This window comes from Cupriavidus necator, assembly GCF_013141915.1.
Taxonomy (GTDB): Bacteria; Pseudomonadota; Gammaproteobacteria; order Burkholderiales; family Burkholderiaceae; genus Cupriavidus; species Cupriavidus necator_B.
In genome coordinates, this window is record NZ_SROX01000001.1 from 219099 (window position 1) to 243714 (window position 24616).

Genomic DNA, 24616 nt, shown 5'->3' on the forward strand with positions numbered 1-24616 from the left:
AGGAGCCGGGCGTCGTAGTGTTGCCGGCTGGGCAACGATAGCCGACTTAAGTTGCTCTTGCTCTGTTTTTTCAGATGCCAGACGATCAACGCCTGCCACCGACAGACATCGCGTCCACCAGAGCCGACCACCGGAGAGAGATCGACATGTCCGCAATCCTGCCCCCACGCACCCCGACGGAAAGCGGCAGCGCCGCGCAGCAGGCGCTGTACCGCAAGCTGAACTGGCGCCTGTTGCCGTTCCTGCTGCTGTGCTACACCTTTGCCTACCTGGATCGCGTCAACATCGGCTTTGCCAAGCTGCAGATGCAGAGCGAGCTGGGCTTTTCCGATGCGGTGTACGGACTGGGCGCGGGCATCTTCTTCTTCGGCTACGTGCTGTTCGAGATCCCGAGCAACCTGTTGCTGCCCCGGATTGGCGCGCGCAAGACCATCAGCCGCATCCTGGTGCTGTGGGGGCTGACCTCGGCAGGCATGATGTTCGTGCGCGACGAGACCACCTTCTACGTGCTGCGCTTCCTGCTGGGCGTGTTCGAGGCGGGCTTCGCCCCCGGCATGATCTTTTACCTGACCTACTGGTACGGGCAGCGGCGCATGGCCCGGGTGATGGCGGTGGTGATGCTGGCCGGCCCCATCGGCGGCATCTTCGGCTCGCCGCTGTCCACCTGGCTGATGACGGGCCTGTCAGGCGCGCACGGCCTGGCCGGATGGCAATGGATGTTCCTGGTCGAAGGGCTGCCCTGCGTGCTGCTCGGCGTGCTGGCGCTGCGCGTGCTGGCCGACCGGCCGGCCGAGGCACGCTGGCTCAGCGACGCGGAAAAGCGCATGCTCGCCGCCGAGTTGCAGGCGCCGCCGGGCGGGCATCAGTCGTTCGGCGAGGTGGCGCGCGATCCGCGCGTCTACCTGCTGGCCTTTGCCTACTTCACCATGATCTGCGGCATCTACGCGGTGAGCTTCTGGCTGCCGTCCATTCTGAAGGCGGACGGCGTCACCGACACCATGCAGATCGGGCTGTATTCGATGATTCCTTATATCGCGGCGGCGCTTGCCATGATCGTGATCGGCCGCAGCTCGGATCGCCGCGGCGAGCGCCGCTGGCATAGCGCAGTGCCGGCCTTTGTCGGCGCGGTGGCGCTGGCCGGCGCCACGCTGTCCAGTGGCAACCTGCCGGTGTCGCTGCTGTGCATGACCATCGCCACGGCGATGATGTGGGCCGCCTATACCGTGTTCTGGGCGATTCCGTCGCAATACCTGAAGGGCGATGCCGCGGCCGGCGGCATCGCGCTGATCAACACCATCGGCCTGGTCGGCGGCTTCCTCAGCCCGACCATCATCGGCACCGTGCGCACCGCCACCGGCAGCATGCAGGCCGGACTGCTGGTGATGGTGGCGCTGCTGGTGGCCGGCGCGGCGGTGCTGGTGGCCAACCGGATGCCGTCGCCCGAGGGCGCGGTGGCGCCGGCCTGAGGCCGGACCTTCATTTCACGGAGAAAACCTTGGCAACACGGATCCTGGTCGCCGGCTTCCAGCACGAGACCAATACCTTCGCCCCGTCAAAGGCGACCTACGCCAGCTTCGAGCGCGGCGAAGGCTTTCCGGCGATGGTGCGCGGCGATGCCATGCGCGCGCTGCGCGACGTCAACATCCCGGCCGGCGGCTTCATGGCCGCCGCGGCGCGGCACGGCTGGACGCTGCTGCCGGTGATCTGGGCCGGCGCCAGCCCGTCCGCGCACGTGACCGAGGACGCGTACGAGCGCATCGCCGGAGAGATCGTCGGCGCGGCGCGCGCGGGCGGCTTCGACGCGGTCTATCTCGACCTGCACGGCGCCATGGTGGCCGAGCATACCGACGACGGCGAGGGCACGCTGCTCGCGCGCATCCGCGCGGCGGTAGGGCCCGGCGTGCCGGTGGTGGCTTCGCTCGACCTGCACGCCAACGTCACGCAGGCCATGCTGCAGGCGGCCGATGCGCTGGTGGCCTACCGCACCTATCCGCACGTGGACATGGCCGAGACCGGCGCACGCGCCGCGGCATTGCTGCAGCGCCTGCTGCAGGAGACGGGGCCGCTGCATCGCGCGGTGCGCCGGCTGCCGTTCCTGATCCCGATCAATGGCATGTGCACGATGCTGGAGCCGGCGCGCGCCATGTATGCGCTGTTGCAGCAGCGCGAGCGCGGCACCGTGGTGTCGCTGTCGTTCGCGCCGGGCTTTCCGGCCGCCGATTTTCCGGAATGCGGTCCGGTGATCTGGGGTTATGGCGAAGACGCCGATTCGGCCGAAGCGGCGGTGCAGGCGCTGTACGAGCGGATGCTGGCCGACGAGCCTGCCTGGGAGGTGCCGTTCCTCTCGCCTGACGAAGCCGTGCTCGAAGCCATGCGGCTGGCCGATGGGGCCACGCGCCCGGTGGTCATCGCCGACACCCAGGACAACCCCGGGGCCGGCGGCGATTCGAACACCATGGGCATGCTGCGCGCGCTGCTGCGCCACGGCGCGCGGCAGGCGGCCATCGGCCTGATCTGGGACCCGGCCGTGGCGGCCGAGGCGCTCCGTGCCGGCGTGGGCGCGGTGATCGAGGTCGCGCTCGGCGGGGTATCCGGGGTGCCCGGCGATGCGCCGCTGCGGGGCCGCTTCGAGGTGCTGAAGCTGTCCGACGGCGTGTGCCGCTACGGCGGGCCGATGATGCACGGCATGCTGGCCGATATCGGGCCTGTCGCGCTGTTGCGCATCGACGATGTGCAGGTGGTCGTCAGTGCCGGCAAGGCCCAGATGCTCGACCGAAACCTGTTCCGCGTAGGCGGGGTCGAGCCCGAGGCGATGAAGATCCTGGTCAACAAGAGCTCGGTCCACTTCCGCGCCGATTTCGAAGGCATCGCGCAGGCCGTATTGGTGGCCAAGGCGCCGGGCCCGATGACGGCCGATCCGGCCGACCTGCCCTGGACCCGGCTCGCCCCGGGCATCCGGCTCAAGCCGATGGGCCCGCCCTTCGGGGGCTGACAGCGGGCCGGCAGGAGGAAGCGGGGCCCTTTATGCCTCGCGCCGGGCCAGTGCCAGGAACGCCCCCAGGCTCGGCATCGTGACACCCGCTCAGACCGCGTTGCGCATCGACTGCGCCAGGTCGTGGTGGCCGCGCGTGTCCAGCGTGTCGGCCGCGGCAAGGCGGTCGCGCGCGTCCTTGTTCTGGCTGAGCTTGCGCTTGCCCACCAGCGACGTGACCGCGATCTCGAGGCCGACGATGCTGCGCAGCATGGCGTCCAGGTATTCGGGCGGGGCGTCGCCCATCTTCCACGGCCGCGGTTCGGTGGCCTCGTGCCGTCGTGTCAGGCGCGCGACCAGACCGCGCACGAAGCGGTCGTCGTCGCGCACGGTGAGGATGCCGTGCGCGTGCACCACTTCGTAGTTCCAGGTCGGCACCTGGCGGTGCGCCTCATGCTTGCTGGGGTACCAGTTCGGCGAGATATAGGCCTCGGCGCCGCGAAACACGACCATCACGGGCGTGCCCGTCGGGCACCGCTGCCAGACCGGGTTGGCCCGCGCCACATGAGCGGTAAGCACGCCGCCGGCGCCCGCACCGGGATCGAATTCGAACGGGATATGGTCGGCATCGAGGCCGTTCTGGCCGTGCGTGACCAGCATGCCCAGCGGGTGCGCGTGGATGATGCGGGCGAGCGCTTCGGGGCATGGCTCGGCGAAATGTTCGGGTATGTACATCGCGGGGTGTTGGGCGCGTTCTGATGCTCGATACTGTCGCCCACAACTGGCATAATCGGAAGAACCAGTTTCCGGGAATTTCAATGGGCCAGTCTGACCAGCCAGCCAGCCGCCGGCCCGGCGCCACGGGCGCGGGACGCCGCATCTACGATCTCATGCGTGCCCAGATTGCGGACGGCACGCTGCCGCCGGGTGCGCCGGCGCCATCCACACGTAGCCTGGCGGCCGAGCAGGGGGTGTCGCGCACCACCGTGACCGCTGCCTACGAACAGCTGGCGGCCGAGGGCTTCCTGGTCACGGCCAGGGGGCGGGCAGCCCGGATTGCCAGCCCCCTGGCGGCTCCCACGCCCGCCAGGCCGGCTGTCGCGCGCCGCGCCCGGGCGGTGCCGGTGTTGTCGCAGTTCGGCCGTCGCGTGGCGGGCCTGGCTCTGCCGCCGCCGCCGCCGGAACCGGTTCGCTTCGATTTCCTGTACGGCGCGGTGGCCTGGCGGGACTTTCCGGCGCTGGCTTGGCGGCGCGCCTGGCAGGCCGAGCTGCTGCGCCAGCAGGACAACCTGTGCTATGCCGCCCCGGAAGGCGAGGCGTCGCTGCGGCGCGCGCTACAGGGCTATCTGCGCCGCGCCCGCGGGCTTGCCTGCGAGGCGGAACAAATCGTGGTGGTCCATGGCTCGCAGCAGGCCATCGACCTGTGCGCGCGGCTGTTGCTGGATGACGGCGATGGCTTTGTCTTTGAAGATCCGGGCTACCTGATGGCCCGGCGTTGCTTCGAAGCCACCGGCGCCAGGTGCCTGCCGGTCCCGGTGGACGGGCATGGCATGGATACCGCCAGCCTTCCCGCGGATAAGCGGGTGCGGCTGGCCTACGTGACGCCGTCGCACCAGTTCCCACTGGGCGGCGTGCTGCCGATCGGCCGGCGCCAGGCCCTGCTGCAATGGGCCCGGCGCCATGACGCATGGATTGTCGAGGACGACTACGACGGCGAATTCCGCTACGGCCAGCGCCCGATCGACACCCTGCGCGCGATCGACGCCGATGGCCGCGTGATCTACGTCGGCACCTTTTCCAAGGCGCTGTCGCCGCAGCTGCGGCTTGGCTACCTGGTGCTGCCGCCGGAACTGGTGCCGGTGTTCCGGCAGGCCAAGCGGCTCGCCGACCGCCATGCGCCTGTGCTGGAACAGCGCGTATTGGCCGCGCTGATCGACAGCGGCGCGTACGAGCGCCACGTTCGCCGCATGCGCCGCGAGCACGAACGCCGCCGCGCGGCCCTGCTGGATGGCATTGCGCGCCACCTGCCTGGCGATGCCGAGGTCAGCGGCACGGCGGCGGGGCTGCATGTGGTGCTGTGGCTGCCGTCGCTGCGGCCACAGGACGAGCCGGCGCTGGTGGCCGCCGCGCGCCGCCACGGCGCGGGCGTCTACCCGGTATCGGCGCTGTACGCCACGCCGCATCGGGCCGGCCGGCGCCGCGCGGCCGGCCTGGTGCTGGGCTATGCCAGCCTGTCGGTGGCGCAGATAGAGCAGGGCGTGCGCGTGCTGGCCGCGGTGGTTGCGTCGATGGCCCCGTGAACCGGGCGGTGCGCGCTGCCCCGCGCACCGGGCGTTTCTGCCAATGACATTGAACAGAACGGCAATTGGCCCGCCTCGCGCGACGCTCTAAGGTCTGTCGAAAACGGCGGCGTCCGGCGCACCAGCGCACCGTGCGCCCGGACCGGCATGACAACCTGGAGACAGCGCATGGCAATCACAAAGCAAGGCAGGTGCAGACGCGTGCTATCCGCCGTGGCAAGGGCCATGGCGGCAGTGGCGATCGCCGCGGCGGCGGCGCCGGCCGCGATCGCGGCAGGGGAGTTCCCGGCCAAGCCGATCGAATTCTGGATTCCGTTCCCGCCCGGCGGTCCTACCGACGGCTCGCTGCGCACGCTGCTCGCGGCCGCCGGCAAAGAGCTCGACCAGCGCGTGGTGCCGATCAACAAGCCTGGCGCGGGCGCTACGCTGGCGGCCCAGGTGATGTCCCAGACCGCGGCGCCGAACGGCTACACGCTGTCCATGGTCGCGGCCAACATCTTCCGCATGCCGCACCTGCAAAAGACGCCATACGATCCGCTCAAGGACTTTACCTACATCATCGGCCTGACCAACTACCGCTATGGCCTGGTGGTGCGCGCGGACGCGCGCTGGAAGACGCTGGAAGAATTCCTGGCCTACGCCAAGGCGAACCCGGGCAAAGTGACCTACGGTGCCGTCGGCATCGGCAGTTCGGGGCATATCTCCATGGAAAAGCTCGGCCGCGCCGCCGGCGCGAAATTCACCTTCGTGCCCTACAAGGGCGGCGCCGAGGAAATGATGGCGCTGCTGGGCGGCGACATCGATGCGGTGCTGGATCCGGGCTGGGGGCAATATGCCGTGGCCGGCAAGGTGAGGCCGCTGGCGATCGTCGGCGACGCGCGCTTTGCGCGCTTCAAGGAGGTGCCGACCCTGAAAGAGCGGGGCTACGACATCACCGCCAGCTCGCTGGTGGGTATCGTCGGTCCCCGCGGCATGGACCCGGCGGTGGTCAGGAAGCTGCACGATGCGTTCTTCCGGGCCGCGCAGGACCCGGCATACCTGCGCTCGCTCGAGGCCATCGACCTGGAGCCGGTCCACCTCAACAGCGCGGACTACGCCAGGTTCGCGGCCGAACAGTTCGAGCGCGAGAAACGCGTGGTGCAGCAACTCGATATCAGTCTCCAGTGATCACCGTGCGGCGGGTTGCACTGACTTAGTGCGGCCGGTCATGCCGGGGCACGCGCGGCTCCGGTTCTCGCCGCTTCTTTGGTACGCTGGCGGTATACCTGCCGCTGCCATCCCTGCATGCACCTGAGCGCCGGTGACTATTGCACTCCACGGCTGGCCGCGGCCAAAGGAGTGACCATGCAAGAGCTGACCTTTAGCGCCCTGCTGTATCGCTATTTTTTCTTCGGCTGGCTGTTCCGGGACGCGAGCCGGGGCAACCGCGCCGAACGCGCGCGCGCCTGGCACTTCAACCAGGCGCGCGCGCATTGGCTGCTCACCTACATGCGGCGCTGGCTCTGGTGCGGGGTGTTCTTCTACGGGCTGGGCAGCGCAGTGGAGCTGATGCTGTCCGCGCCGGCCCTGTCAGCGCTGTTCTATGTGCCCGGCGCGCTGTGCGTGCCGGTCAATGTGGTCATCGGGGTGCTGTGGGTCGGCCTGAAGACGTTGCCGGGGCCGCTGTAAGCCGTGCCGGCACGCTGACGAAGCCGAAGTAGAATCCCCGGATGTTCCCGACCGCGATCGCGCGGGAGCGCGTCCCGGCGTGCTCCGCTGCGATCCTCTCCGTCCATGCGCATCCCACCCGTGAAGGCGATCATCGCCTTCGAAAGCGTCGCCAGAACCAAGAGCGTCAGCCGTGCCGCGGAGGAGCTGGGCCTTACCGCGTCCGCGGTCAGCCACCAGATTGGCAATCTCGAAGATGCGCTCGGGCAGGCGCTGTTTTTCCGGCAGGGGCGCGGGCTGGTGCTGACGCCCGTGGGCGCGCAGTACCTGCGCGATGTCACGGGTGTGCTGGCGGACCTGAACCGCGCCACCGAGCGCGCTTCCAGCCCGGCCAACATCGAAATCCTGCGGGTTCATTCCAGCCCCAGCTTTGGCCTGATGTGGCTGTTGCCGCGGCTGGAATCGTTCCAGGCCGACAATGGCGACATCCAGCTGAACCTGTCCTGCTCCTATGAGGATGTTTCGTTTACGAGCGGGTATTACGACGTGGATATCCGCCATGGCTACGCGCACTGGCGCGATATCGAGGTCAGGACGCTGCGCCGGGAAACCATTGTGCCGCTGGCCGCGCCCGCTTACCTGGCGAAGCATCCGATCGCGTCGCCGGCCGACCTGCTGGCGCAGCGCCTGATCTATTCGGAGTCGCCGCTGGTCCAATGGCAGCAATGGTTTGCGCGGTTCGGCGTGGGAGCGGCCCACAAGACCTTCGACTTCACCTTCGACCGCTCCTACATGTCGCTCGAGACCGCGGCGCTGGGGCTGGGGGTGGCGCTGGAAAGCACCCTGCTGGCATCGGTCCTGATCCGCAAGGGCGCACTGGTGCCCGTGTTCGACGACGCCCACGCCATCGAGGTCGGCAGCCACCATCTGGTCTATCCGCCCCAGAACGCGGCGCTGCCGCGGGTCGCGCGCTTTCTCGCCTGGATGGAACGGCAATTGCCGGCGCCTGCCTGAAGCCCGCAGGCACTGCAAGTGCCGCTGGCGCCGCCTGGTTGAGGTTCGCGCCAGCGATTGCCTGAAAATTTCTCAGCAATGGCTGAGCCAGACCGCGTTGATCGGAAGGCTCCCAGCGACAAAACTCGACCCATCGATTCCAAACTCAAAGGAGACAACGATGCTGGTCGAGAACAACGTAGTCATCATCACCGGCGCCGCCTCGCCACGCGGCATCGGCAAGGCCACCGCCAGGGCATTTGCCGCCCAGGGCGCCGCCGTGGTCATCCTCGACCTGCGCCTCGAAGACGCCCAGGCCGCCGCGGGCGAACTCGGCGACCAGCACCTCGGGCTGGCGTGCGATGTGACCGACAAGGCCGCCTGCGAGCGCGCGGCGCAGGCCGTGCTGCAGCGCTATGGCCGCATCGACGCGCTGGTCAACAACGCCGGCATCACCCAGCCGGTACGCACCCTCGATATCCAGGCCGCCAACTACGACGCCGTGCTCGATGTGAATCTGCGCGGCACGCTGTACATGTCGCAGGCGGTGCTGCCGCAGATGCGCGCGCAGCAGCGCGGCAGTATTGTCTGCATGTCGTCGGTGTCGGCGCAGCGCGGCGGCGGCATCTTCGGCGGGCCGCACTACAGTGCCGCCAAGGCCGGCGTGCTGGGGCTGGCGCGCGCCATGGCGCGTGAGTTCGGGCCGGACGGCATCCGCGTCAACGCGATCACGCCGGGCCTGATCCAGACCGACATCACCGGCGACAAGCTCACGCCGGAGATGCGCGCCGACATCATCAAGGGCATCCCGCTGGGCCGCCTGGGCAACGCCGCCGACGTCGCCAACGCCTGCGTGTTCCTGGCCAGCGACATGTCCGCCTACCTGACCGGCATCACGCTCGACGTCAACGGCGGCATGCTGATCCACTAAATTCAAAGGAAGCCGCCCGACAGAGGCGGCGCCTTCAACCGCCGGTGCGCCGCAGCGCGGCGCCACCAGGCAGGAGACAACGATGAAGACCAAATACGCGGCTTCGCCCATCGGCGGCGAAGCGACGCTGCACGCCGATGCCGCCAGCTTCGAGACCCGCACCTACGCCAAGGTGGTGAAGCGGCTAATCCCGTTCCTGATGCTGTGCTACCTGGGCGCCTACCTGGACCGGGTCAATGTCGGCTTCGCCAAGCTGCAGATGCTGGGCGACTTGCAGTTCAGCGAAACCATATATGGCCTGGGTGCCGGCATCTTCTTCCTGGGCTATTTCATCTTCGAGGTGCCGAGCAACGTGATCCTGCACAAGGTCGGCGCCAAGCGCTGGCTGGCGCGCATCATGCTGACCTGGGCGGTGATTTCGGCGTGCTTCGCCTTTGTCACCACCCCGACCCAGTTCTACGTGCTGCGCTTTCTGCTGGGGGTGGCCGAGGCCGGCTTCGCGCCGGGCGTGATCCTGTACATGACGTACTGGTTCCCGTCGGAGCGGCGCGCCAAGGCGCTATCGATGTTCTTCATGGCGATCCCGCTGGCCGGCATCGTCGGCGGGCCCCTGTCGGGCTGGATCATGCATGCCTTCCACGGCGTGGGCGACCTGGCCGGATGGAAGTGGCTGTTCCTGATCGAGGCGCTGCCGTCGCTGTGCCTGGGCGTGGCGATCCTGTCCTACCTCGACAACGGCATCGAGCAGGCGCACTGGCTGACTGACGCGGAGAAGGCGCTGCTCAAGCGCAATATCGAGGGCGACAACGCGCACAAGATGGAGCACATGTCGATCCGCGCCTTCATGGGCGACCGCCGCCTGTGGCTGATGGCCGCGATCTACTTCTGCGTGGTGCTGGGCCAGTACGGGCTGACCTTCTGGCTGCCGACGATCATCCGCAAGGCCGGCGTGGCCGATCCGCTGTGGGTCGGCATCTACACCGCGCTGCCATACCTGTGCGCCATCGTCGCGCTGCCGCTGGTGGGCATAAGCGCCGACCGCCGCCGCGAGCGCCGCTTCCACCTGATCGTGCCGATGCTGGTCGCCGCCGCCGGCTTTGCCACCTTGCCGCTGCTGGGCAGTGTCAGCGCGTCGCTGGTATGCCTGTGCATTGCCGCGGCCGGCATCCTGGCCTAGTCGTCGCAGTTCTGGGCGCTGCCCACCGCGCTGCTGGGCGGCATGTCGGCAGCGGCAGGCATTGCCGCGGTCAACTGCGTGGCCAACCTGGCCGGCTTCTTTTCGCCCGCCATCGTGGGCTGGCTCAACGACCTGACCGGCAAGTCCACCGCGGGGCTGGTGTTCATCTCGGCCACCGTGGTCTTCGGTGCCGTGCTGGTGCTGAAGGTTCCGGCCAGGTCCGTGAACCGCTGATGCCCCTTCCTTTCCTGAAATGATGATCCGAACGATTGCTGGAGACACCATGCAACAAGCCACCACCGACAAGGCCGTGTCCTTGCGGGAACGCGCCTACCGCATCCGCCGCAACGCCTTGCTGATGGGCGAAGTCCAGGGCCAGGGCTATATCGGCCAGGCGCTCGATATCGCCGACGTGCTGGCCGTGGCCTATTTCGATGCCATGCGCTACCGGCCCGAAGACCCGGAATGGGAAGGGCGCGACCGCTTCCTGCTGTCCAACGGCCACTATGCCATCGCGCTGTACGCGGCGCTGCTGGAGGCCGGCATCCTGCCCGCCGACGAGCTGGAGACCTACGGCAGCGACGACAGCCGCCTGCCGATGTCGGGCATGGCCAGCTACACGCCCGGCATGGAAATGTCCGGGGGCTCGCTGGGCCAGGGCCTGACCATCGCCGTGGGCCGCTGCCTGGGCCTCAAGCGCAAGGGCTCCGGCAACTTCGTCTACACGCTGTTCTCCGACGGCGAGCTGGACGAGGGCGCGATCTGGGAGGGCATCCTGTCGGCGGCGCACTGGAAGCTGGACAACCTGATCGCGATCGTCGACGTCAACAACCAGCAGGCCGACGGGCCTACCACGCAGGTCATGGCGTTCGAGCCCCTGCTGCCCAAGCTGGAAGCATTCGGCTGGTTCACGCAGCGTGTCGATGGCAACGACATCGACGCCGTCGCCGCCGCCTTTCGCGCGGCGCGCGAGCACCGCGGCGCGCAGCCGCGCATGATCGTCTGCGATACGCGCATGGGGTGCGGTGTGCCGTTCCTCGAGCAGCGCGAGAAGAACCACTTTATCCGCGTCGATGCCCACGAATGGCAACTCGCACTGCAGGCCCTGGAAGCCGGGAGACAAGCATGAGCAATACCACCGCAACCGCCACCACCAATGCCGGGCCGAAGCTGAAGACCTCGGCCATGATCGCCTCCATCGCCGGCGAAGGGCAGGCCACCCGGTCCGCCCCGTTCGGCCACGCGCTGGTGGAGCTGGGCCGCCACAAGCAGGACGTGATCGGCATGACCGCCGACCTGGGCAAGTACACCGACCTGCATATCTTTGCCCAGGCATTCCCCGAGCGCTATTACCAGATGGGCATGGCCGAGCAGCTGCTGATGGGCGCCGCCGCCGGCTTCGCGCATGAAGGGGCGCAGCCCTTCGTCACCACCTACGCGGTGTTCGCGACCCGGCGCGCGTACGACTTCATGCACCAGGCCATCGCCGAGGACAACCTCGACGTGAAGATCGTCTGCGCGCTGCCCGGGCTGACCACCGGCTACGGCCCCAGCCACCAGGCCGCCGAGGACCTGGCGCTGATGCGCGCCATGCCCAACATGACCGTGATCGATCCGTGCGACGCGATCGATATCGAACAGATGGTGCCGGCCATTGCAGCGCACAACGGCCCGGTGTATGCGCGCCTGCTGCGCGGCAACGTGCCGGTGGTGCTGGACCAGTACGACTACAAGTTCGAGCTTGGCAAGGCCGCGCTGCTGCGCGACGGCGCCGAGGTCCTGGTGATCTCGTCGGGCATCATGACCATGCGCGCGCTGGAGGTGGCCAAGGCGCTGGAGCAGGACCGCATCGGCGTAGCGGTGCTGCATGTGCCGACCATCAAGCCGCTGGATACCGAGACCATCCTGCGCGAGGCGCGGCGCACTGGCCGCCTGGTGGTGGTGGCCGAGAACCATACCGTCATCGGCGGCCTGGGAGAAGCCGTGGCGGCCACGCTGATGCGCGCCGGCGCCTGCGTGCCATTCCGCCAGGTCGGGCTGCCGGACGCGTTCCTGGATGCCGGGGCGCTGCCTACGCTGCACGATCGCTACGGCATCTCGGCGGGCGTGATGGCGGACACGATCAGGGGCTGGCTCGCCTAGCCCAAGGGCTGGCCAACGGACTGCCTTTCCCTCTGCTATGGTTAACAGGCCTGTCCGTCACGCGCGGCACCGGTGCCGCTGCCGCGTACGACGGGCCACGGCGACATCGCAACCAGGGAGAACGGCATGAAACCCGGCAAGCTAATCGTGACGGCGGCGCTTGCCGCCGCTTGCGCCGCGTCCGTTACGGCGGTGGCGCAACCCGAGACCCGCGTTGACGCTGTCTCCGGCGTGGGCGCGTCGCGCACCACCGGCACGGTAAAGGCCACGGCCACGGTGGTGGCCATCGATGCCGCCACGCGCACCATTTCCCTCAAGGACGAGCAGGGCAAAGTCACCGACGTGCAGGTGGGCGACGACGTGCGCAACTTCGCGCAGCTGCGTGTGGGTGACGCGGTCACGGTGGAATATACGCAGGCCTTGTCGGTGAGCCTGAACCGGCAGAGCGGCATCCGCTCCAGCACCGAACGCGAGATTGCGGACCGGGCCCCGCCCGGTGCCAAGCCCGGCGGCATGGTCGGGCGCGAGGTGACCGTCACCGCGGACGTAGTGGCGGTCGACACCAAGACTGGCATGGTCACGCTGAAGGGCCCGCGGGGCAGAATGGTGGACGTCCATGTCGCGGATCCGAAGCAGCTGAAGGCGGTCCGCGCCGGCGAGCAGGTGCAGGCGGTCTACACCGAAGCCATTGCGATCTCGGTCACGCCGCGCAATGCGCGCTGAATTCGCTGGCTACAGCACGCGCCCGAACCACCACAGCGACAATAGCCCCGCGCAGGCCGCCAGCAGCGCGCCCAGCGCGGCGAACAGCGCAGTGATCTCGACCTGGCTGCGCTTGTCGAATGCCAGCCGCGCGTTCAGCGCCCGGTATACGCGTTTCAGTTCCGCGGCGTCTTCCAGCCGGAAATACTCGGCGCCGGTGGCGTCGGCGACTTCCTTCAGCACTTTCTCGTCCAGCCTGACGCGGGCCGACCAGCCGTCGACCGAGAGCACCACGCCTTCGGGCGTGCCCACGCCCACGGTATAGATGCGCACGCCCTGCTCGGCGGCAAGCTGTGCCGCCCGCAGCGCGGCCGGGCCGGCGTTGCTTTCGCCGTCGGAGAACAGCACGATCGCGCCGGACGTATAGGAGCCCGGCTTCACCGGCTCGGTGTCGGCGGGCGGATTGGCCAGGGCCGGTGGTTTTCGCGGGGGCGGGGTGTCGTCGTTCATCAGCCGCTCGGCATCGGGCGCGACCTGCGGCAGCAGCGTGGTCAGCGCAATCAGCAGGCCATTGCCAAGTGCGGTGCCGCCTTGCGGCTGCAGCCGCTCGATCGCGGTGGTGACGGCTTCCCTGGAACGTGTGGGTGCCTGTGCCACGGCGGCGGTGCCGGCCATGGCGACCACGCCGACGCTGACGCCGGCGGGCTGCGCGTCCATCAGGATGGTGGCGGCCTGCTGCGCGGCGCGCAGGCGGCTGGGCTTGATATCCTGGGCCCGCATGCTGCCGGACAAGTCCAGCACCATCACCACCGTCTCGATGCGCGAGGGCAGCATCATCACGGCCTGGGGCCGTGCGATCGCCGCGATCAGTGCGGCCAGCGCCAGCAGGATCAGCACCGGCGCCACGTGGCGGCGCCAGCCTGCGCCGCTGCGGGTGGCAACGCCCACCGTCTTCAGCGCCGGCAAATGCACGGCCGCGTGCCGCCTGCGCCGATCGAGCCAGACATAGCCCGCCGCCAGCACCCCGACCAGCGCGAACAGCCACAGCATGCCCGGCCACAGGAAGCTGAACACGGGAAGGCGGCTGATTGCATCGATCATGCTGCCCCCCTGGCGATGCTCGCCGCTTTGGCGCTGCCTTGCTGGCGCCGGCGCTGGCGCGCGAAGCTCAGCAGCGCCAGGTCGAGCCGGGCGTAGGTCGATAGCGTCAGGCACGCCACCCCGGCGCGCGCGAAGGCCTGGCGCAGCTCCGCCTCGCGCGCCTCGGCGGCGGCGGCGAAGCGCTTGCGGAAGGCTGGGTCATGGGTGTCGACGAACAGTTGCTCGCCGGTCTCCGCATCCTGCAGCACCACCAGTCCCAGGTCGGGCAACGCCGTTTCCAGCGGATCGACCAGTCGCACCGCGACGACTTCATGGCGCCGGGCCAGCATGCCCAGCGACGCCTGCCAGCCGGGCGCGCTGATGAAATCCGACACCACGAACACCACCGAGCGCCGCCTGGCCACTGCGCGGGCGCGTTCGAGCAGGTCGTGCAGGCGGGTGTCGCCCGGCGCTGCGGCGGGCGTGGCGCGCATGCGGTGCAGCAGGTGCAGCAACTGGCGGCGCCCGGCGCGCGCGGGCACCACCGTGGCGGCCACGTCAGTGGCGCCGCCATAAAGCACGGCTCCCACCCGGTTGCCATAGCGCGTCAGCAGCAGCGCCATGACGGTGGTGAAGTCGCTCAGCAGGTCGCGCTTGCGCACGCTGCCGGAGCCGAAGTCGATCGATCCGCTCAGGTCCAGCAAGAACCAGGCCGCGACTTCGCGGTCTTCCTGGTACTCGCGCACATGGGGCGTCTGCAGGCGGGCGGTCACGTTCCAGTCGATGTGGCGCACGTCGTCGCCGGGGTGGTATTCGCGCAGGTCGGCAAGGTCCAGGCCGAAGCCGCGGAACAGCGTGCGGTAGTCGCCTTGCAGCAACCCGTCGAGGCGGCGCACCACGGTCCATTCCAGGCGCCGCAGCAAGGCGTCGGTCTGGCTCGCGCCGACGCCGGCAAGTGCCACGCCGGATGCCGCGCCGGAGGCGACGGCCTCGGGCGCGGTGTCCGGCTCGTCGCGGCGCTTAGTCCGCCGCCGCCCGAACATGGGATTCCATGGGCCGCTCGGGAACCGGCAGCGCCTGCGAGATGCGGGTAATGAGCTGGTCGGCGGTCACGCCGTCGGACATGGCCTCATAGGACAGTGACAGGCGGTGGCGCAATACGTCCGGCACCAGGTCGGTCACGTCTTCGGGCAGCGCATAGTGGCGGCCGCGCAGATAGGCCAGCGCGCGCGCACCTTCGATCAGGCCGATGGTGGCGCGGGGGCTGGCGCCGAACGACACGTAGCGGTCCAGGTCGGCCAGGCCGTAGTCGCCCGGCTTGCGCGTGGCCGCGACCACGCGCACCGCGTACTGGACCAGGCTGGGGTCGACATACACCTTGCGGCAGGCCTCCTGCAGCGCGGTCAGGTGCTCAGGCGTGGCCACCGCGCTCACGCCCACGCGCGGGCCGGTGACGCGGTTGACGATCACCACCTCTTCCTCTTCCGACGGATAGCCCACCAGCACCTTCATCATGAAGCGGTCGACCTGCGCCTCGGGTAGCGGGTAGGTGCCTTCGGTCTCGATCGGGTTCTGCGTGGCCATTACCAGGAACGGGGCGGGCACGCGATGGGTTTCGCCGGCGATGGTGACCTGCTTTTCCTGCATGACTTCCAGCAGCGCGCTCTGCACCTTGGCCGGCGCGCGGTTGATCTCGTCGGCCAGCAGCAGGTTGGCAAAGACCGGGCCGCGCACCGTGGAGAACTCGCCAGTGCCCTGGTTGTACATGCGCGTGCCGACCAGGTCGGCCGGCAGCAGATCCGGGGTGAACTGGATGCGCTTGAAGGTGCCGCTCATGGTCCGCGCCAGCGTGTTGACGGTGAGGGTCTTGGCCAGCCCCGGCACGCCTTCCACCAGCAGGTGGCCGCCGGACAGGATCGCCACCAGCACCCGTTCGAGAAAGTGGTCCTGCCCGACCACCACGCGTTTCACCTCGTACAGCAGGCGTTCCATCAAGTTGGCGCTGTCGGCAGCGCCTCGTGCTTGGTCGTTCATAGGTCCCCGCGTCAGAAAGGAGAAGTTCCGATGGATACGCCGGCGCTTTCGATCGTGGTGGCGAAGCCGATGCCGATGAAAGTGCCGCTGTTGCCCGGATTGAGGATGGCGGTGACGATCCCCACTACCTCGCCGTTCATGTTCACCAGCGGGCCGCCCGAGTTGCCCGGATTGACCGCGGCGTCGAACTGGATCAGCTTGTCCAGGGTGCGCTTGTTGTCCGGCGCGACGAATTCGCGGTCCAGCCCGGACACCACGCCGGCCGACACCGACGGGCCGATGCCGAATGGAAAGCCCACCGCGACCACCCCGGAGCCGGGTGCCAGGTCACGGCTGGATCCCAGCGTTGCCGCGGGCAGGTCGTCAGGGATCGACTTGGCCTGGATCACGGCGAGGTCCTTCTCGGGAATCGCCTGCAGCAGGGTCGCCTCGGAGGTGTGTCCGTCATGGAAGGTCAGCTCCAGCCGGCGCGCTCCGGCGACAACGTGGAGGCTGGTGAGGATCAAGCCGCGCTCGGTAACCACCACGCCTGAGCCGATGTGGCGGGATTCCGGCTTGCTTTCCGCGCCGTTGCCAGGCGAACGCTCGTCAGGCAGGGACGGGACGGTCGGGGCCGGAGGCGTCGAAGGTGAGGACTCGGGCGGCGTGGCCGGGCCGTCACGCCCGGCCTGCGGCGCGGAAGCCGCATCGGCGGCTTTCTCCGGTGCAGGGAAGTTGCGGATTTCGACCACCGATTCCCGCACGGCCTCGGCGGCCATGGCGGTGCGAGAGGGCAGGGGTTTGGTCTCGAGCGTGTGCAGCACGGCCGCGTCGATGTCCTTCTGCGTCAGCGCGCGCGCCCTGGGCTGCATCAGCCATGCCGAGCCTACCCCGGCGGCGAGCACCAGCGCGACGGCCGTCGAGACCCATCCGTAGATCGTCACCCGTTTCATCGCTGCCCCCGAGGTCCCGTCCCGCCGTGGAAAATACAGTACCATCCTCTTACCCACGCGCCAAGGAGCAGGGCATGCAGTTTCTCTGGCCGCAGATGCTCTGGTTGCTGCTTGCGCTGCCGGTGCTGGCAGCCGCTTACCTGTACCTGCTGGCGCGACGCAAGAAGGCCGCGGTGCTGTATGCAAGCCTTGCATTGCCGCGGGCCGCGCTGGGCCCGCGCCAACGCCTGCGGCGCCACATTCCGCCGTTGCTGTTCTTCTTCGCGCTGGCCGCGGCGCTGCTGGCCTGCGCGCGCCCCACCGCCACCATCACACTGCCGGCCGACACCGTGACCCTGGTGCTGGCGATGGACACCTCGCGCAGCATGGAGGCCGCCGACGTCCCGCCCAACCGCATCAGCGCGGCCCAGCAGGCCGCCCGCGACCTCGTCGTGGGGCTCCCGGCCAGCGTGCGGCTGGGCATCGTCTCCTTTGCCGGCACCGCGGCGGTGGTGCTGCCGCCCACCGACAACCGGCAGGACATGCTCGACGCAATCGAACGCTTCCAGCTGCAGCGCGGCACGGCCACCGGCAGCGGCCTGTTCCAGGCGCTCGCGGTGCTGTTTCCCGAAGACGGCATCGATCTCGAAGTGATCCTGTTCGGCAGCCGCTCGGACCGCGCCGGACGCGGCACCTCGCTGGACGAAGCCGCCGCGGCGGATGCCGCGCGCCGGCGCGAACAGAACCAGCAGGCGGCGCAGCCCGGCTCATACCGGCACGGCGCCGTGATCCTGCTCAGCGATGGCCGGCGCACGACCGGCCCGGACCCGCTTGACGCCGCGCGCATGGCCGCCCAGCGGGGCGTGCGCGTCTACACCGTGGGCTTTGGGTCGCCGCAGGTCACGGGCGCGCCGGAATCGAGCCTGTCCTACTTCATGCAGCTCGACGAGCCGGCGCTGCGCGCGGTCGCCACCATCACCGGCGGCGAATATTTCCAGGCGGGCTCGGCGGCCGACCTGACCCAGGTCTACCGCCAGCTCAGCGCGCGCTTTGCGCTGGAGCGCAGGGAAACCGAGCTGGGTGCCTTCTTCGCCGCCGGCGCGGTGCTGCTGCTGGCGGTGGCGTGCGGTTTGTCGATGCTGTGGTTCCGGCGGTGAGGGCGGCTGCCGCACCGGCGGCATCGCGTGCCGCGGTCACTACTGATCCGCCTTGGCCCCCGAACGGCGCACGATTTCCGCCCATTTCCTGCCTTCGGCGGCGTTGTAGCGGGCAAAGTCGGCGGGCGAAGAGCCCACCGGCTCGGCGCCCATGTCGGCATATTGCTGGCGCACATCCGCGCGCTTCAGCGCGGCGGCCGCGTGCGTGGCCAGCTTTTCCACCACCGCCGCCGGCGTGCCGCGCGGCGCCCACAGGCCATACCAGGTGCTGATGTCGAAGCCGGGCAAGCCGGATTCCGCAACCGTCGGGATGTCCGGCAATGCGCTGGCGCGGCGCGTGGTGGTGACGGCGACGGCACGCAGCTTGCCGGACTTGATGAAGGGCATGGCCGACGGCATGGAATCGAACATCAGCTGGATCTGGCCGCCCATCAGGTCCGTCAGCGCCGGGGCGCTGCCCTTGTACGGGACATGCTGCATCGGTACCTTTGCCGCCAGCTTGAACGATTCGCCGGCAAGGTGCTGGGCCGAGGCATTGCCCGCCGAGCCGAAGTTGAGCGCACCGCCCACGCGCCTGGCATAAGCAATCAGGTCCTGCACGGTCTTGACCGGTGAAGCGTTGTTGACCACCAGCACCAGCGGTACGTCGGCCAGCTGCGTGATCGGCACGAAGTCCTTGAACGCGTCATAGCGCATCTTCGGCTGGATGCTGGGGTTGATCACATGCAGCGAGGCATTGGCCAGGATGGTGTAGCCATCAGCGGGCGCGCGCGCCACGGTTTCGGCGCCGATCATGCCGCTGGCGCCGGGTTTGTTGTCGACCACCACGCCCTGGCCCAGGCTCTCGCCCATCTTGACCGCGACCACGCGCGCCAGCAGGTCGGTGGGGCCGCCGGCGGGGTAGGGCAGCACCATGCGCACGGGATGCTGCGGGAATTCCTGCGCGCCGGCGGCAGCCGGGAGCAGCGCGGCTGCGGCCGCCAGTAGCAGCGCCGCGCGCAGCCGCGTACCCGCGGCACGGGGTTTAGGGTGTGGAATGTTCACGTCTCTGTCTCCTTGATTTTTATCGCTACCTTGCCCACCACCTGGCGGGATTCCAGCGCGGCCAGGGCATCGCCCAGGCCGGTGATCGGATACGTCGCCGACACGGTGGGCGCCAGCTTGCCCCGCGCGGCCCAGTCGAACAGCGTCGCCATGACCCCCTGCAGCGCCGACGCGTGCTGCGCGCGTTCATTGGCAGGGGTCCAGCCGATGTAGCGGCCAAAGAAGAACCCGTGCAGCGTCAGGTTCTTGACCAGCAGGAGGTTCACCGGCGCCTGCGGGATGGTGCCGCTGGCAAAGCCGATGCTGAGGATGCGGGCATTGGCCGCTGCCGCGCGCAGCGCCTGCTGGAACAGGTCGCCGCCGACGGGGTCCACCACCACGTCCGCGCCGCGGCCGCCGGTGAGGGCCTTGACCGCGGGCGCCAGGTCTGCCGGCGCGAGCGCGTGCGTGGCGCCGCGCCGCAGCGCGTCGGCGCGCTTGGCTGCGGTGCTGGCGCAGGCGATCACGGTGGCGCCGAGTTCGCGCGCGATTTCCACGGCGGCCAGGCCCACGCCGGCGCCGGCGCCCAGCACCAGCACGGTGTCGCCGGCCTGCAGCGCGCAGCGCCAGACCAGCCCGCAATACGCCGTGCCGTAGGAGATCGGCACCGGCAGCGCCACCGTTGGCGGCAGTTCGTCCGGCACGCGGTAGACCGTGTATTCGGGCAACGTGACCTGTTCGGCAAAGCAGCCCCAGTCCGCGATCGCCACCACGCGGTCGCCGGGGCGCAGCCGCGTGACAGCATCGCCGCAGGCGAGCACGCGGCCGACGGCTTCCGTGCCCGGCACGAAAGGCAGCGGCGGGCGGCGCTGGTACTGCCCGGCGATCATCAGGCCGGTGGCGTGGCTGACGCTGGCGTATTCGACGGCGATCGTTACCGCATGCGCGTCTGCCAGCGCCGGCTCCGGAATCGCCTGCACGGCGACGTCATGCACGCTGCCGAACCGCTCGCATACCAGCGCCTTCATTGGACACCTGCCCTGGCCGCAGGGGCCTGCCGCACCACGCCCTGCCGCAGCCAGTCGTCGATGGCGGGCTGGCCGAAGCCCGCCTCGCGCAGGATCTCGACGCTATGTTCGCCGTTGGCGGGCGCCGCGCCGGCATCCCGGCGCATGCCGCGCGCCGGGATGCCGGCAAAGGGCAGCGGCCCCAGCCCGGGCTGGGCAAGCGCCTGGAAGCTCTGCCGATGCACCGCCTGGGGGTGCGACAGCACGTCGTCATAGCTGCGTACCGGGGCATGCAGCACGTCATGCCGGCTGAGGATCTCCTGCCATTGCGCGGTGGTGCGCGTGGCGATCCGGCTGGCCACCAGCTGGTTGAGCAGCGCGGCATGCGCCATGCGCGCGGCGTTGTCGGCAAAGCGCGGATCATCGAGCCAGTCGGCATGGTCCAGCGCGCGGCACAGCTTGCCGAACTGGGCGTCGTTCAGCGCCAGCAGCGTCACGCTGCCGTCGCGGCTGGCATAGACGCCGTTGGGCGCGCTTACCGGTCCCGCGGCGGCGGGGCCGCCCAGGGCATGCTCGAGCAGGTTGTTGGCCTGCAGCGCGCAGCAGGCCTCGAACAGGTTCAGCTCGACATGGCCGCCGCGCCCGCTGCGAAAGCGCCGGCACAGCGCCGCCGCGCAGGCCTGCGCGGCATACAGGCCGGTGGCCGCATCGGCCAGCAGCATGCCGATGCGGCGCGCGCCGGCGCCGGCATCGCGGTTGGCGAACATCAGCCCGGAATCGGCCTGCATCACCGAATCCGACGCCGGGTAGTCGGCATACGGACCATCCGGCCCATAGCCGCTGATCGACACATAAACCAGTTCCGGGCGTTGCGCGGCCAGCGCGCCATAGCCCACGCCGAGCCGCTCGGCCACTTGCGGGCGGAAGTTCTGCACCACCACGTCGGCCTGCAGCGCCAGGCCGAGCAGGACGGCCTTGCCGGCCCCCGTGGTGGCGTCGATGCAGGCGCTGCGCTTGCCGCCGTTGTAGGCCAGCGTCAGCGCACTGGTATCGCCGCGCACCACGCCCACCTTGCGGCCCCAGTCGCCCGCGGGCGGCTCCACCTTGATGACTTCCGCGCCTTGCTGCCACAGGATGTGGGCGCAATACGGTCCGGCAATGCCCTGGCTGATGTCGAGCACGCGCAGGCCGGCAAAGGGCAGATCCGCGTCGGGCGGGTTGGCAGGGAATGAAGGGGGCATGAGTTGGGCGGCAGCGATAAACGGGAGAGCTTTATGCTAGGGTTGGCCTCCCGCCGAAACAATCCCCCGACTTGTGCCAATGGTGTTGACTGATGATTGACAATAACTTCGATCTCAACCTGGTGCGGCTCTTCGTGACCATGGTCGAGTCGCGCACGCTGACGGCGGCCGCGCAGCGCAGCGGCATGACGCGCTCCAACGTGTCGCGCCGCCTGAAGCTGCTGGAGCAGCATCTCGGCGCGCAGCTGATGCGCCGCACCACCCGCCATGTCGAGCTGACCGAGGCGGGGCAGCTGCTGTATGCGCATGGCTTGCGCATGCTGGATGAACTGCAGTCCGCCAACACCGCGATCGACAGCCTGGGCGAAGTGGTGCGCGGCGACGTCCGGATCCGCCTGCCGACCGGGCTCGGCCACCGCTACCTGACGCCGCTGCTGCTGGAATTCGCGCGCAACTATCCGCAGATTTCGCTGCGCGTGGTGATCAACGACAACATCGGCGACCTGATCCCGGCCGAGGTCGACGTGGCGCTGAAAATTACTTCGCAACCGCCCGACGACCATGTGGCGCGACGCATCTGCGCGGTCGGCTGGTGCCTGTGCGCGTCGGCCTCGTTTCTGGACAGCCATGGGCCGGTCCGCACCGTGGCCGACCTGGAGCGCTGCGACATGATTGCGCCGGCATCGCTGGGACGCCGCTTTACGCTGAAGGTATGGCTGGCCGGCACGCCCATGACATTGCGCGTGTCGCCGCGGATCCAGTCAGGCGACTATCCGTTCCTGTTCGAATCGGTGATGGGCGGGCTGGGCGTGGCGCTGCTGCCGCGCTATGCGGTCTGGCGGCAACTGCAGTCCGGGCAGATGCGCGAGGTGCTGGCCGAATGCGAAGCCGAAGGCGTCGGCGACAGCGTCTACATGCTGACCGCACCCAACCGCTATCCGACCCTGGCCACGCGCACGCTGATGGACTTTATCCGCCTGCACCTGGAGCGGCAGGCCGAGAACTGGGGCAGCCGCAACGTTGCTGCGGCGACGTCCAGCTGACGCAGGCCGCCCCGGCGTCGTGAGCCGGAGGCAGCGTGGCGGCAAGCGCGGCTACTTCTCCTGCATCTTGGCGGCCTTGACGATCTCGCCCAGGCGCCGCCGTTCCGCGTCGACAAACTTGACGAAGTCCGCGCGCGTGCCGCCGACCGGCTCGATGCCCACCTGTTTGAGCTTGGCGGCGGCGGCGGGGTCTTTCATGGCCTTGTCGACCGCCGCGGCGACCTTGTCGAGGATCGCGTCGGGCGTGCCCTTGGGCGCATGGACGCCGGCCCAATGAGCGATCTGCAGGTCCGGGAAACCTTGCTCCACCGCGGTGGACAGTTGCGGGTAGGCCGAGATGCGCTGCGTCCAGGTGGTGGCCAGCGCCTTGAACTTGCCGTCGTGCAGGATATGCGGCAGCGCGATGATGCTGGCTTCGGACGTCCCTTCGACCTGGCCGCCCAGCACCGCCGTGGTGCTTTCCGACCCGCTCTTGTAGGGCACCGGCTGCAGCTTCGCGCCGTATTTCACATTCAGGATCTCCGCCACGAAATGCGGCGTGCTGCCGGTGCCGGCGGTGGCGAAATTGAAGCCGCTGCCTTTTTTCGAGGCCTCGACGAAGTCGCGCAGGTCCTTGTAGGGCGCGTTCTTCGGCACCACGATGACCGAAGGCGCCAGCCCGATCATGACCACGGGCACCAGCGCGTCATCCTTGAACGGCATGGACTTCTTGATCATGCTGTTGGAGATCACGCCGGCGGCGCTGATCAGGAAGGTGTAGCCATCCGGCGCGCTCCGGGCTACCAGGTCCGCGCCCACGGTGCCGCCCGCGCCGGGACGGTTCTCGATCAGCACGGTCTGGCCCAGCGCCTTGGTCGCGCCTTCGGCGGCCGCCCGCGCCATCAGGTCATTGGCGCCGCCGGCGGCGAACGGCACGACGAAGCGGATGGTCTTCGCCGGCCATTGTTCCTGCGCGCCGGCCGGGCTGGCGGCGATGAGGGCTGCCGCGGCCAGCAGGCCCAGCTGGAATCGGTGTGGCATCGTCATGCTATGTCTCCTGGGGTTGTGAAGCGCCGGCGCGGCTTGCCTGCGCCGGCGGGGATGAAAGGGCGGGCTGCGTCTAGCCCGGCTCAGCCGGCGGCGCCGTGGTGCCGCGCTGCACCAGCGCTACCGGAATTTCCGTCCGTCCGGGCTCGATGCCTTCCTGCAGCCATCGCAGCAGCGCCAGCGCGGTTTGCCGGCCCAGTTCGCTGCTTTCCAGCGCAATGGTGGTCAGCGCGGGAGTGACCTCGGCGGAAATCGGCAGGTCGTCGCAGCCGACGATGGACAGCTGCCGCGGCACGTCCAGCCCGATGGCGCCGGCCTCGAACAGGCAGCCGAGCGCGAGCACGTCGTTGCCGCAAAAGATGGCCGTCGGCGTTTCCGGGGCACTGGCCAGCACCGCGCGCAAGCCGGCCCGGCCGCCGGCAAAGGTGTACGGCTGCTCGCAGATGGCGCCGGCGGGCAGCGGCGCGCGCAGGGCGCGCAGCGTGCCGAGGAAGCCTTCGGTGCGAAGCCGCGCGCGGTCGTTATGGGCGCCGATGCCGGAGATCATGCCAAGGCGGCGGTGGCCCAGGTCAAACAGATGGCGCGCGGCCTGCGCGCCGATCTCGAAGTTGTCGAAGCCGATGCACGGGTACTGGTTCGACAAGGACCAGGTCAGCATCGTGCGCGTGCCGGATTGCCGCAGCAGCGCCAGCGTTTCGGGGGAATGGTCGGCGCCGACCAGCACCATGGCATCGACCGCGCGCTCGGACAGGGCCCGCACCACGTCGGTCTCGGTGTCAGGGTCGTAGTTGTGGGAGCCAAGCAGCAATTGGTAACCGCTGGCCGCCAACACGCCCTGCATGCCTTGGATCGCATGGGAAAAGATGGCGTTGTCGAGGGTCGGCACCACCGCGGCGACGGTGCGCGACTTGCCGGATGCCAGCGTGCGCGCCGACGCATCCGGAACATAGCCGAGCGCATCGATGGCCTGGCGCACCCGCTGCAAGGTGTCTTCCCGTACCAGCGCGGGCGATGACAGCGCGCGCGACACCGTCGCCATCGATACACCGGCAAGCTTCGCCACGTCTTCGAGTCTGGTCCGCCGCACGTTTGCTGTCCTCTTTGCAGTTTCGACATTGTCACCTATCTGTGCGCTGCACACGACTATGCCGGGAACGGCGCGCCGCCAAGCGCGATGTTCAAGGGAAAACCCTGCCTTGCAGTTCGCGGTACGCCTACTAATCTTTTATGA

General features: G+C 69.1%; 22 protein-coding genes and 1 pseudogene. 13 read left to right on the forward strand and 10 right to left on the reverse strand.

Annotation, left to right across the window (positions count from 1 at the left end; all coding sequences use genetic code 11):
* The first annotated feature begins 146 nt into the window (after positions 1–146).
* Positions 147–1466: an MFS transporter gene (locus tag E5S69_RS01060; RefSeq protein WP_171513172.1), complete on the forward strand. Its 1320-nt coding sequence runs from the start codon at positions 147–149 to the stop codon at positions 1464–1466.
* A 29-nt stretch (positions 1467–1495) separates the two neighbouring features.
* Entirely contained in the window at positions 1496–2992 is a 1497-nt protein-coding gene (locus tag E5S69_RS01065) for a M81 family metallopeptidase (protein ID WP_171513173.1), read from the forward strand.
* A gap of 90 nt (positions 2993–3082) precedes the next feature.
* Here E5S69_RS01065 and E5S69_RS01070 read toward each other — a convergent pair whose 3' ends face one another.
* Entirely contained in the window at positions 3083–3706 is a 624-nt protein-coding gene (locus tag E5S69_RS01070; RefSeq protein WP_171513174.1) for an FMN-binding negative transcriptional regulator, read from the reverse strand.
* Positions 3707–3789: 83 nt separating this feature from the next.
* Between E5S69_RS01070 and E5S69_RS01075 the strand changes: the two genes are divergently transcribed.
* The 9 genes and pseudogenes from E5S69_RS01075 (at position 3790) to E5S69_RS01115 (ending at position 12884) form a co-directional block, all read left to right on the forward strand.
* The gene (locus tag E5S69_RS01075; RefSeq protein ID WP_171513175.1) at positions 3790–5271 is read left to right on the forward strand and encodes a PLP-dependent aminotransferase family protein; all 1482 of its coding nucleotides are present in this window, start codon (positions 3790–3792) and stop codon (positions 5269–5271) included.
* A 168-nt stretch (positions 5272–5439) separates the two neighbouring features.
* Positions 5440–6438, forward strand: a complete 999-nt coding sequence (locus tag E5S69_RS01080; RefSeq protein ID WP_236901156.1) for a tripartite tricarboxylate transporter substrate binding protein — start codon at positions 5440–5442, stop codon at positions 6436–6438.
* A 177-nt stretch (positions 6439–6615) separates the two neighbouring features.
* The gene (locus E5S69_RS01085; RefSeq protein WP_171513176.1) at positions 6616–6939 is read left to right on the forward strand and encodes a hypothetical protein; all 324 of its coding nucleotides are present in this window, start codon (positions 6616–6618) and stop codon (positions 6937–6939) included.
* A gap of 105 nt (positions 6940–7044) precedes the next feature.
* Positions 7045–7932 (forward strand): LysR substrate-binding domain-containing protein, encoded by an 888-nt coding sequence (locus E5S69_RS01090; RefSeq protein WP_171513177.1) that lies wholly within the window; start codon positions 7045–7047, stop codon positions 7930–7932.
* Between the two features lie 160 nt (positions 7933–8092).
* Positions 8093–8842 carry an SDR family NAD(P)-dependent oxidoreductase gene (locus tag E5S69_RS01095; RefSeq protein ID WP_171513178.1) on the forward strand — a complete coding sequence of 250 codons (750 nt, stop codon included), beginning with the start codon at positions 8093–8095 and terminating at the stop codon, positions 8840–8842.
* An 82-nt stretch (positions 8843–8924) separates the two neighbouring features.
* Positions 8925–10253: pseudogene (locus tag E5S69_RS01100) on the forward strand (MFS transporter).
* 49 nt (positions 10254–10302) lie between these two features.
* Positions 10303–11148: a transketolase gene (locus tag E5S69_RS01105; protein WP_171513179.1), complete on the forward strand. Its 846-nt coding sequence runs from the start codon at positions 10303–10305 to the stop codon at positions 11146–11148.
* On the forward strand, positions 11145–12161 hold the full coding sequence (locus tag E5S69_RS01110; RefSeq protein WP_171513180.1) for a transketolase family protein: 1017 nt from the start codon (positions 11145–11147) through the stop codon (positions 12159–12161). The genes E5S69_RS01105 and E5S69_RS01110 overlap by 4 nt, the downstream gene beginning before the upstream one ends.
* Before the next feature lie 126 nt (positions 12162–12287).
* A complete protein-coding gene (locus E5S69_RS01115) occupies positions 12288–12884 on the forward strand; it encodes a hypothetical protein (RefSeq protein WP_171513181.1) in 597 nt (198 codons plus the stop codon).
* A 9-nt stretch (positions 12885–12893) separates the two neighbouring features.
* Here the strand turns inward: E5S69_RS01115 and E5S69_RS01120 are convergent, their stop codons facing one another.
* From E5S69_RS01120 to E5S69_RS01135, 4 genes are read right to left on the reverse strand one after another with little or no spacing between them, the layout of a single operon-like run.
* Positions 12894–13964: a VWA domain-containing protein gene (locus tag E5S69_RS01120; RefSeq protein WP_171513182.1), complete on the reverse strand. Its 1071-nt coding sequence runs from the start codon at positions 13962–13964 to the stop codon at positions 12894–12896.
* Entirely contained in the window at positions 13961–14986 is a 1026-nt protein-coding gene (locus E5S69_RS01125) for a DUF58 domain-containing protein (RefSeq protein ID WP_171513183.1), read from the reverse strand. The genes E5S69_RS01120 and E5S69_RS01125 overlap by 4 nt, the downstream gene beginning before the upstream one ends.
* Positions 14964–15977, reverse strand: a complete 1014-nt coding sequence (locus tag E5S69_RS01130) for an AAA family ATPase (protein ID WP_171513184.1) — start codon at positions 15975–15977, stop codon at positions 14964–14966. Before E5S69_RS01130 ends, E5S69_RS01125 begins: the two co-directional genes overlap by 23 nt.
* 11 nt (positions 15978–15988) lie before the next feature.
* Positions 15989–16909 (reverse strand): S1C family serine protease, encoded by a 921-nt coding sequence (locus E5S69_RS01135; RefSeq protein ID WP_171513185.1) that lies wholly within the window; start codon positions 16907–16909, stop codon positions 15989–15991.
* A gap of 74 nt (positions 16910–16983) precedes the next feature.
* Here E5S69_RS01135 and E5S69_RS01140 point away from each other — a divergent pair, with 74 nt between their 5' ends.
* A complete protein-coding gene (locus tag E5S69_RS01140; protein ID WP_171513186.1) occupies positions 16984–18045 on the forward strand; it encodes a VWA domain-containing protein in 1062 nt (353 codons plus the stop codon).
* Between the two features lie 39 nt (positions 18046–18084).
* Here E5S69_RS01140 and E5S69_RS01145 read toward each other — a convergent pair whose 3' ends face one another.
* Genes E5S69_RS01145 through E5S69_RS01155 form a run of 3 tightly spaced genes read right to left on the reverse strand, consistent with a single transcriptional unit; the run spans position 18085 to position 21316 of the window.
* On the reverse strand, positions 18085–19089 hold the full coding sequence (locus E5S69_RS01145; RefSeq protein WP_171513187.1) for a tripartite tricarboxylate transporter substrate-binding protein: 1005 nt from the start codon (positions 19087–19089) through the stop codon (positions 18085–18087).
* Positions 19086–20096 carry an NADPH:quinone oxidoreductase family protein gene (locus E5S69_RS01150; RefSeq protein ID WP_171513188.1) on the reverse strand — a complete coding sequence of 337 codons (1011 nt, stop codon included), beginning with the start codon at positions 20094–20096 and terminating at the stop codon, positions 19086–19088. The genes E5S69_RS01145 and E5S69_RS01150 overlap by 4 nt, the downstream gene beginning before the upstream one ends.
* A complete protein-coding gene (locus tag E5S69_RS01155; protein WP_171513189.1) occupies positions 20093–21316 on the reverse strand; it encodes a CaiB/BaiF CoA transferase family protein in 1224 nt (407 codons plus the stop codon). Before E5S69_RS01155 ends, E5S69_RS01150 begins: the two co-directional genes overlap by 4 nt.
* A gap of 92 nt (positions 21317–21408) precedes the next feature.
* On the opposite strand from E5S69_RS01155, the gene E5S69_RS01160 reads away from it, so the two are divergent.
* Positions 21409–22359, forward strand: coding sequence for a LysR family transcriptional regulator (locus E5S69_RS01160; protein WP_171513190.1), 951 nt, complete (start codon positions 21409–21411; stop codon positions 22357–22359).
* 51 nt (positions 22360–22410) lie between these two features.
* Here the strand turns inward: E5S69_RS01160 and E5S69_RS01165 are convergent, their stop codons facing one another.
* Together E5S69_RS01165 and E5S69_RS01170 are read right to left on the reverse strand one after the other, a co-directional pair.
* A complete protein-coding gene (locus E5S69_RS01165) occupies positions 22411–23385 on the reverse strand; it encodes a tripartite tricarboxylate transporter substrate binding protein (RefSeq protein WP_171513191.1) in 975 nt (324 codons plus the stop codon).
* Positions 23386–23458: 73 nt separating this feature from the next.
* Positions 23459–24472 carry a LacI family DNA-binding transcriptional regulator gene (locus E5S69_RS01170; RefSeq protein WP_336510560.1) on the reverse strand — a complete coding sequence of 338 codons (1014 nt, stop codon included), beginning with the start codon at positions 24470–24472 and terminating at the stop codon, positions 23459–23461.
* Positions 24473–24616: the final 144 nt, after the last annotated feature.

Bases quoted from the DNA above. Each gene is read 5' to 3' on its own strand.
- E5S69_RS01060 (WP_171513172.1), top strand. From the start codon at position 147: ATGTCCGCAATCCTGCCCCCACGCACCCCGACGGAAAGCGGCAGCGCC.
- E5S69_RS01070 (WP_171513174.1), bottom strand. From the start codon at position 3,706: ATGTACATACCCGAACATTTCGCCGAGCCATGCCCCGAAGCGCTCGCC.
- E5S69_RS01075 (WP_171513175.1), top strand. From the start codon at position 3,790: ATGGGCCAGTCTGACCAGCCAGCCAGCCGCCGGCCCGGCGCCACGGGC.
- E5S69_RS01080 (WP_236901156.1), top strand. From the start codon at position 5,440: ATGGCAATCACAAAGCAAGGCAGGTGCAGACGCGTGCTATCCGCCGTG.
- E5S69_RS01085 (WP_171513176.1), top strand. From the start codon at position 6,616: ATGCAAGAGCTGACCTTTAGCGCCCTGCTGTATCGCTATTTTTTCTTC.
- E5S69_RS01090 (WP_171513177.1), top strand. From the start codon at position 7,045: ATGCGCATCCCACCCGTGAAGGCGATCATCGCCTTCGAAAGCGTCGCC.
- E5S69_RS01095 (WP_171513178.1), top strand. From the start codon at position 8,093: ATGCTGGTCGAGAACAACGTAGTCATCATCACCGGCGCCGCCTCGCCA.
- E5S69_RS01105 (WP_171513179.1), top strand. From the start codon at position 10,303: ATGCAACAAGCCACCACCGACAAGGCCGTGTCCTTGCGGGAACGCGCC.
- E5S69_RS01110 (WP_171513180.1), top strand. From the start codon at position 11,145: ATGAGCAATACCACCGCAACCGCCACCACCAATGCCGGGCCGAAGCTG.
- E5S69_RS01115 (WP_171513181.1), top strand. From the start codon at position 12,288: ATGAAACCCGGCAAGCTAATCGTGACGGCGGCGCTTGCCGCCGCTTGC.
- E5S69_RS01120 (WP_171513182.1), bottom strand. From the start codon at position 13,964: ATGATCGATGCAATCAGCCGCCTTCCCGTGTTCAGCTTCCTGTGGCCG.
- E5S69_RS01125 (WP_171513183.1), bottom strand. From the start codon at position 14,986: ATGTTCGGGCGGCGGCGGACTAAGCGCCGCGACGAGCCGGACACCGCG.
- E5S69_RS01130 (WP_171513184.1), bottom strand. From the start codon at position 15,977: ATGAACGACCAAGCACGAGGCGCTGCCGACAGCGCCAACTTGATGGAA.
- E5S69_RS01135 (WP_171513185.1), bottom strand. From the start codon at position 16,909: ATGAAACGGGTGACGATCTACGGATGGGTCTCGACGGCCGTCGCGCTG.
- E5S69_RS01140 (WP_171513186.1), top strand. From the start codon at position 16,984: ATGCAGTTTCTCTGGCCGCAGATGCTCTGGTTGCTGCTTGCGCTGCCG.
- E5S69_RS01150 (WP_171513188.1), bottom strand. From the start codon at position 20,096: ATGAAGGCGCTGGTATGCGAGCGGTTCGGCAGCGTGCATGACGTCGCC.
- E5S69_RS01155 (WP_171513189.1), bottom strand. From the start codon at position 21,316: ATGCCCCCTTCATTCCCTGCCAACCCGCCCGACGCGGATCTGCCCTTT.
- E5S69_RS01160 (WP_171513190.1), top strand. From the start codon at position 21,409: ATGATTGACAATAACTTCGATCTCAACCTGGTGCGGCTCTTCGTGACC.
- E5S69_RS01165 (WP_171513191.1), bottom strand. From the start codon at position 23,385: ATGACGATGCCACACCGATTCCAGCTGGGCCTGCTGGCCGCGGCAGCC.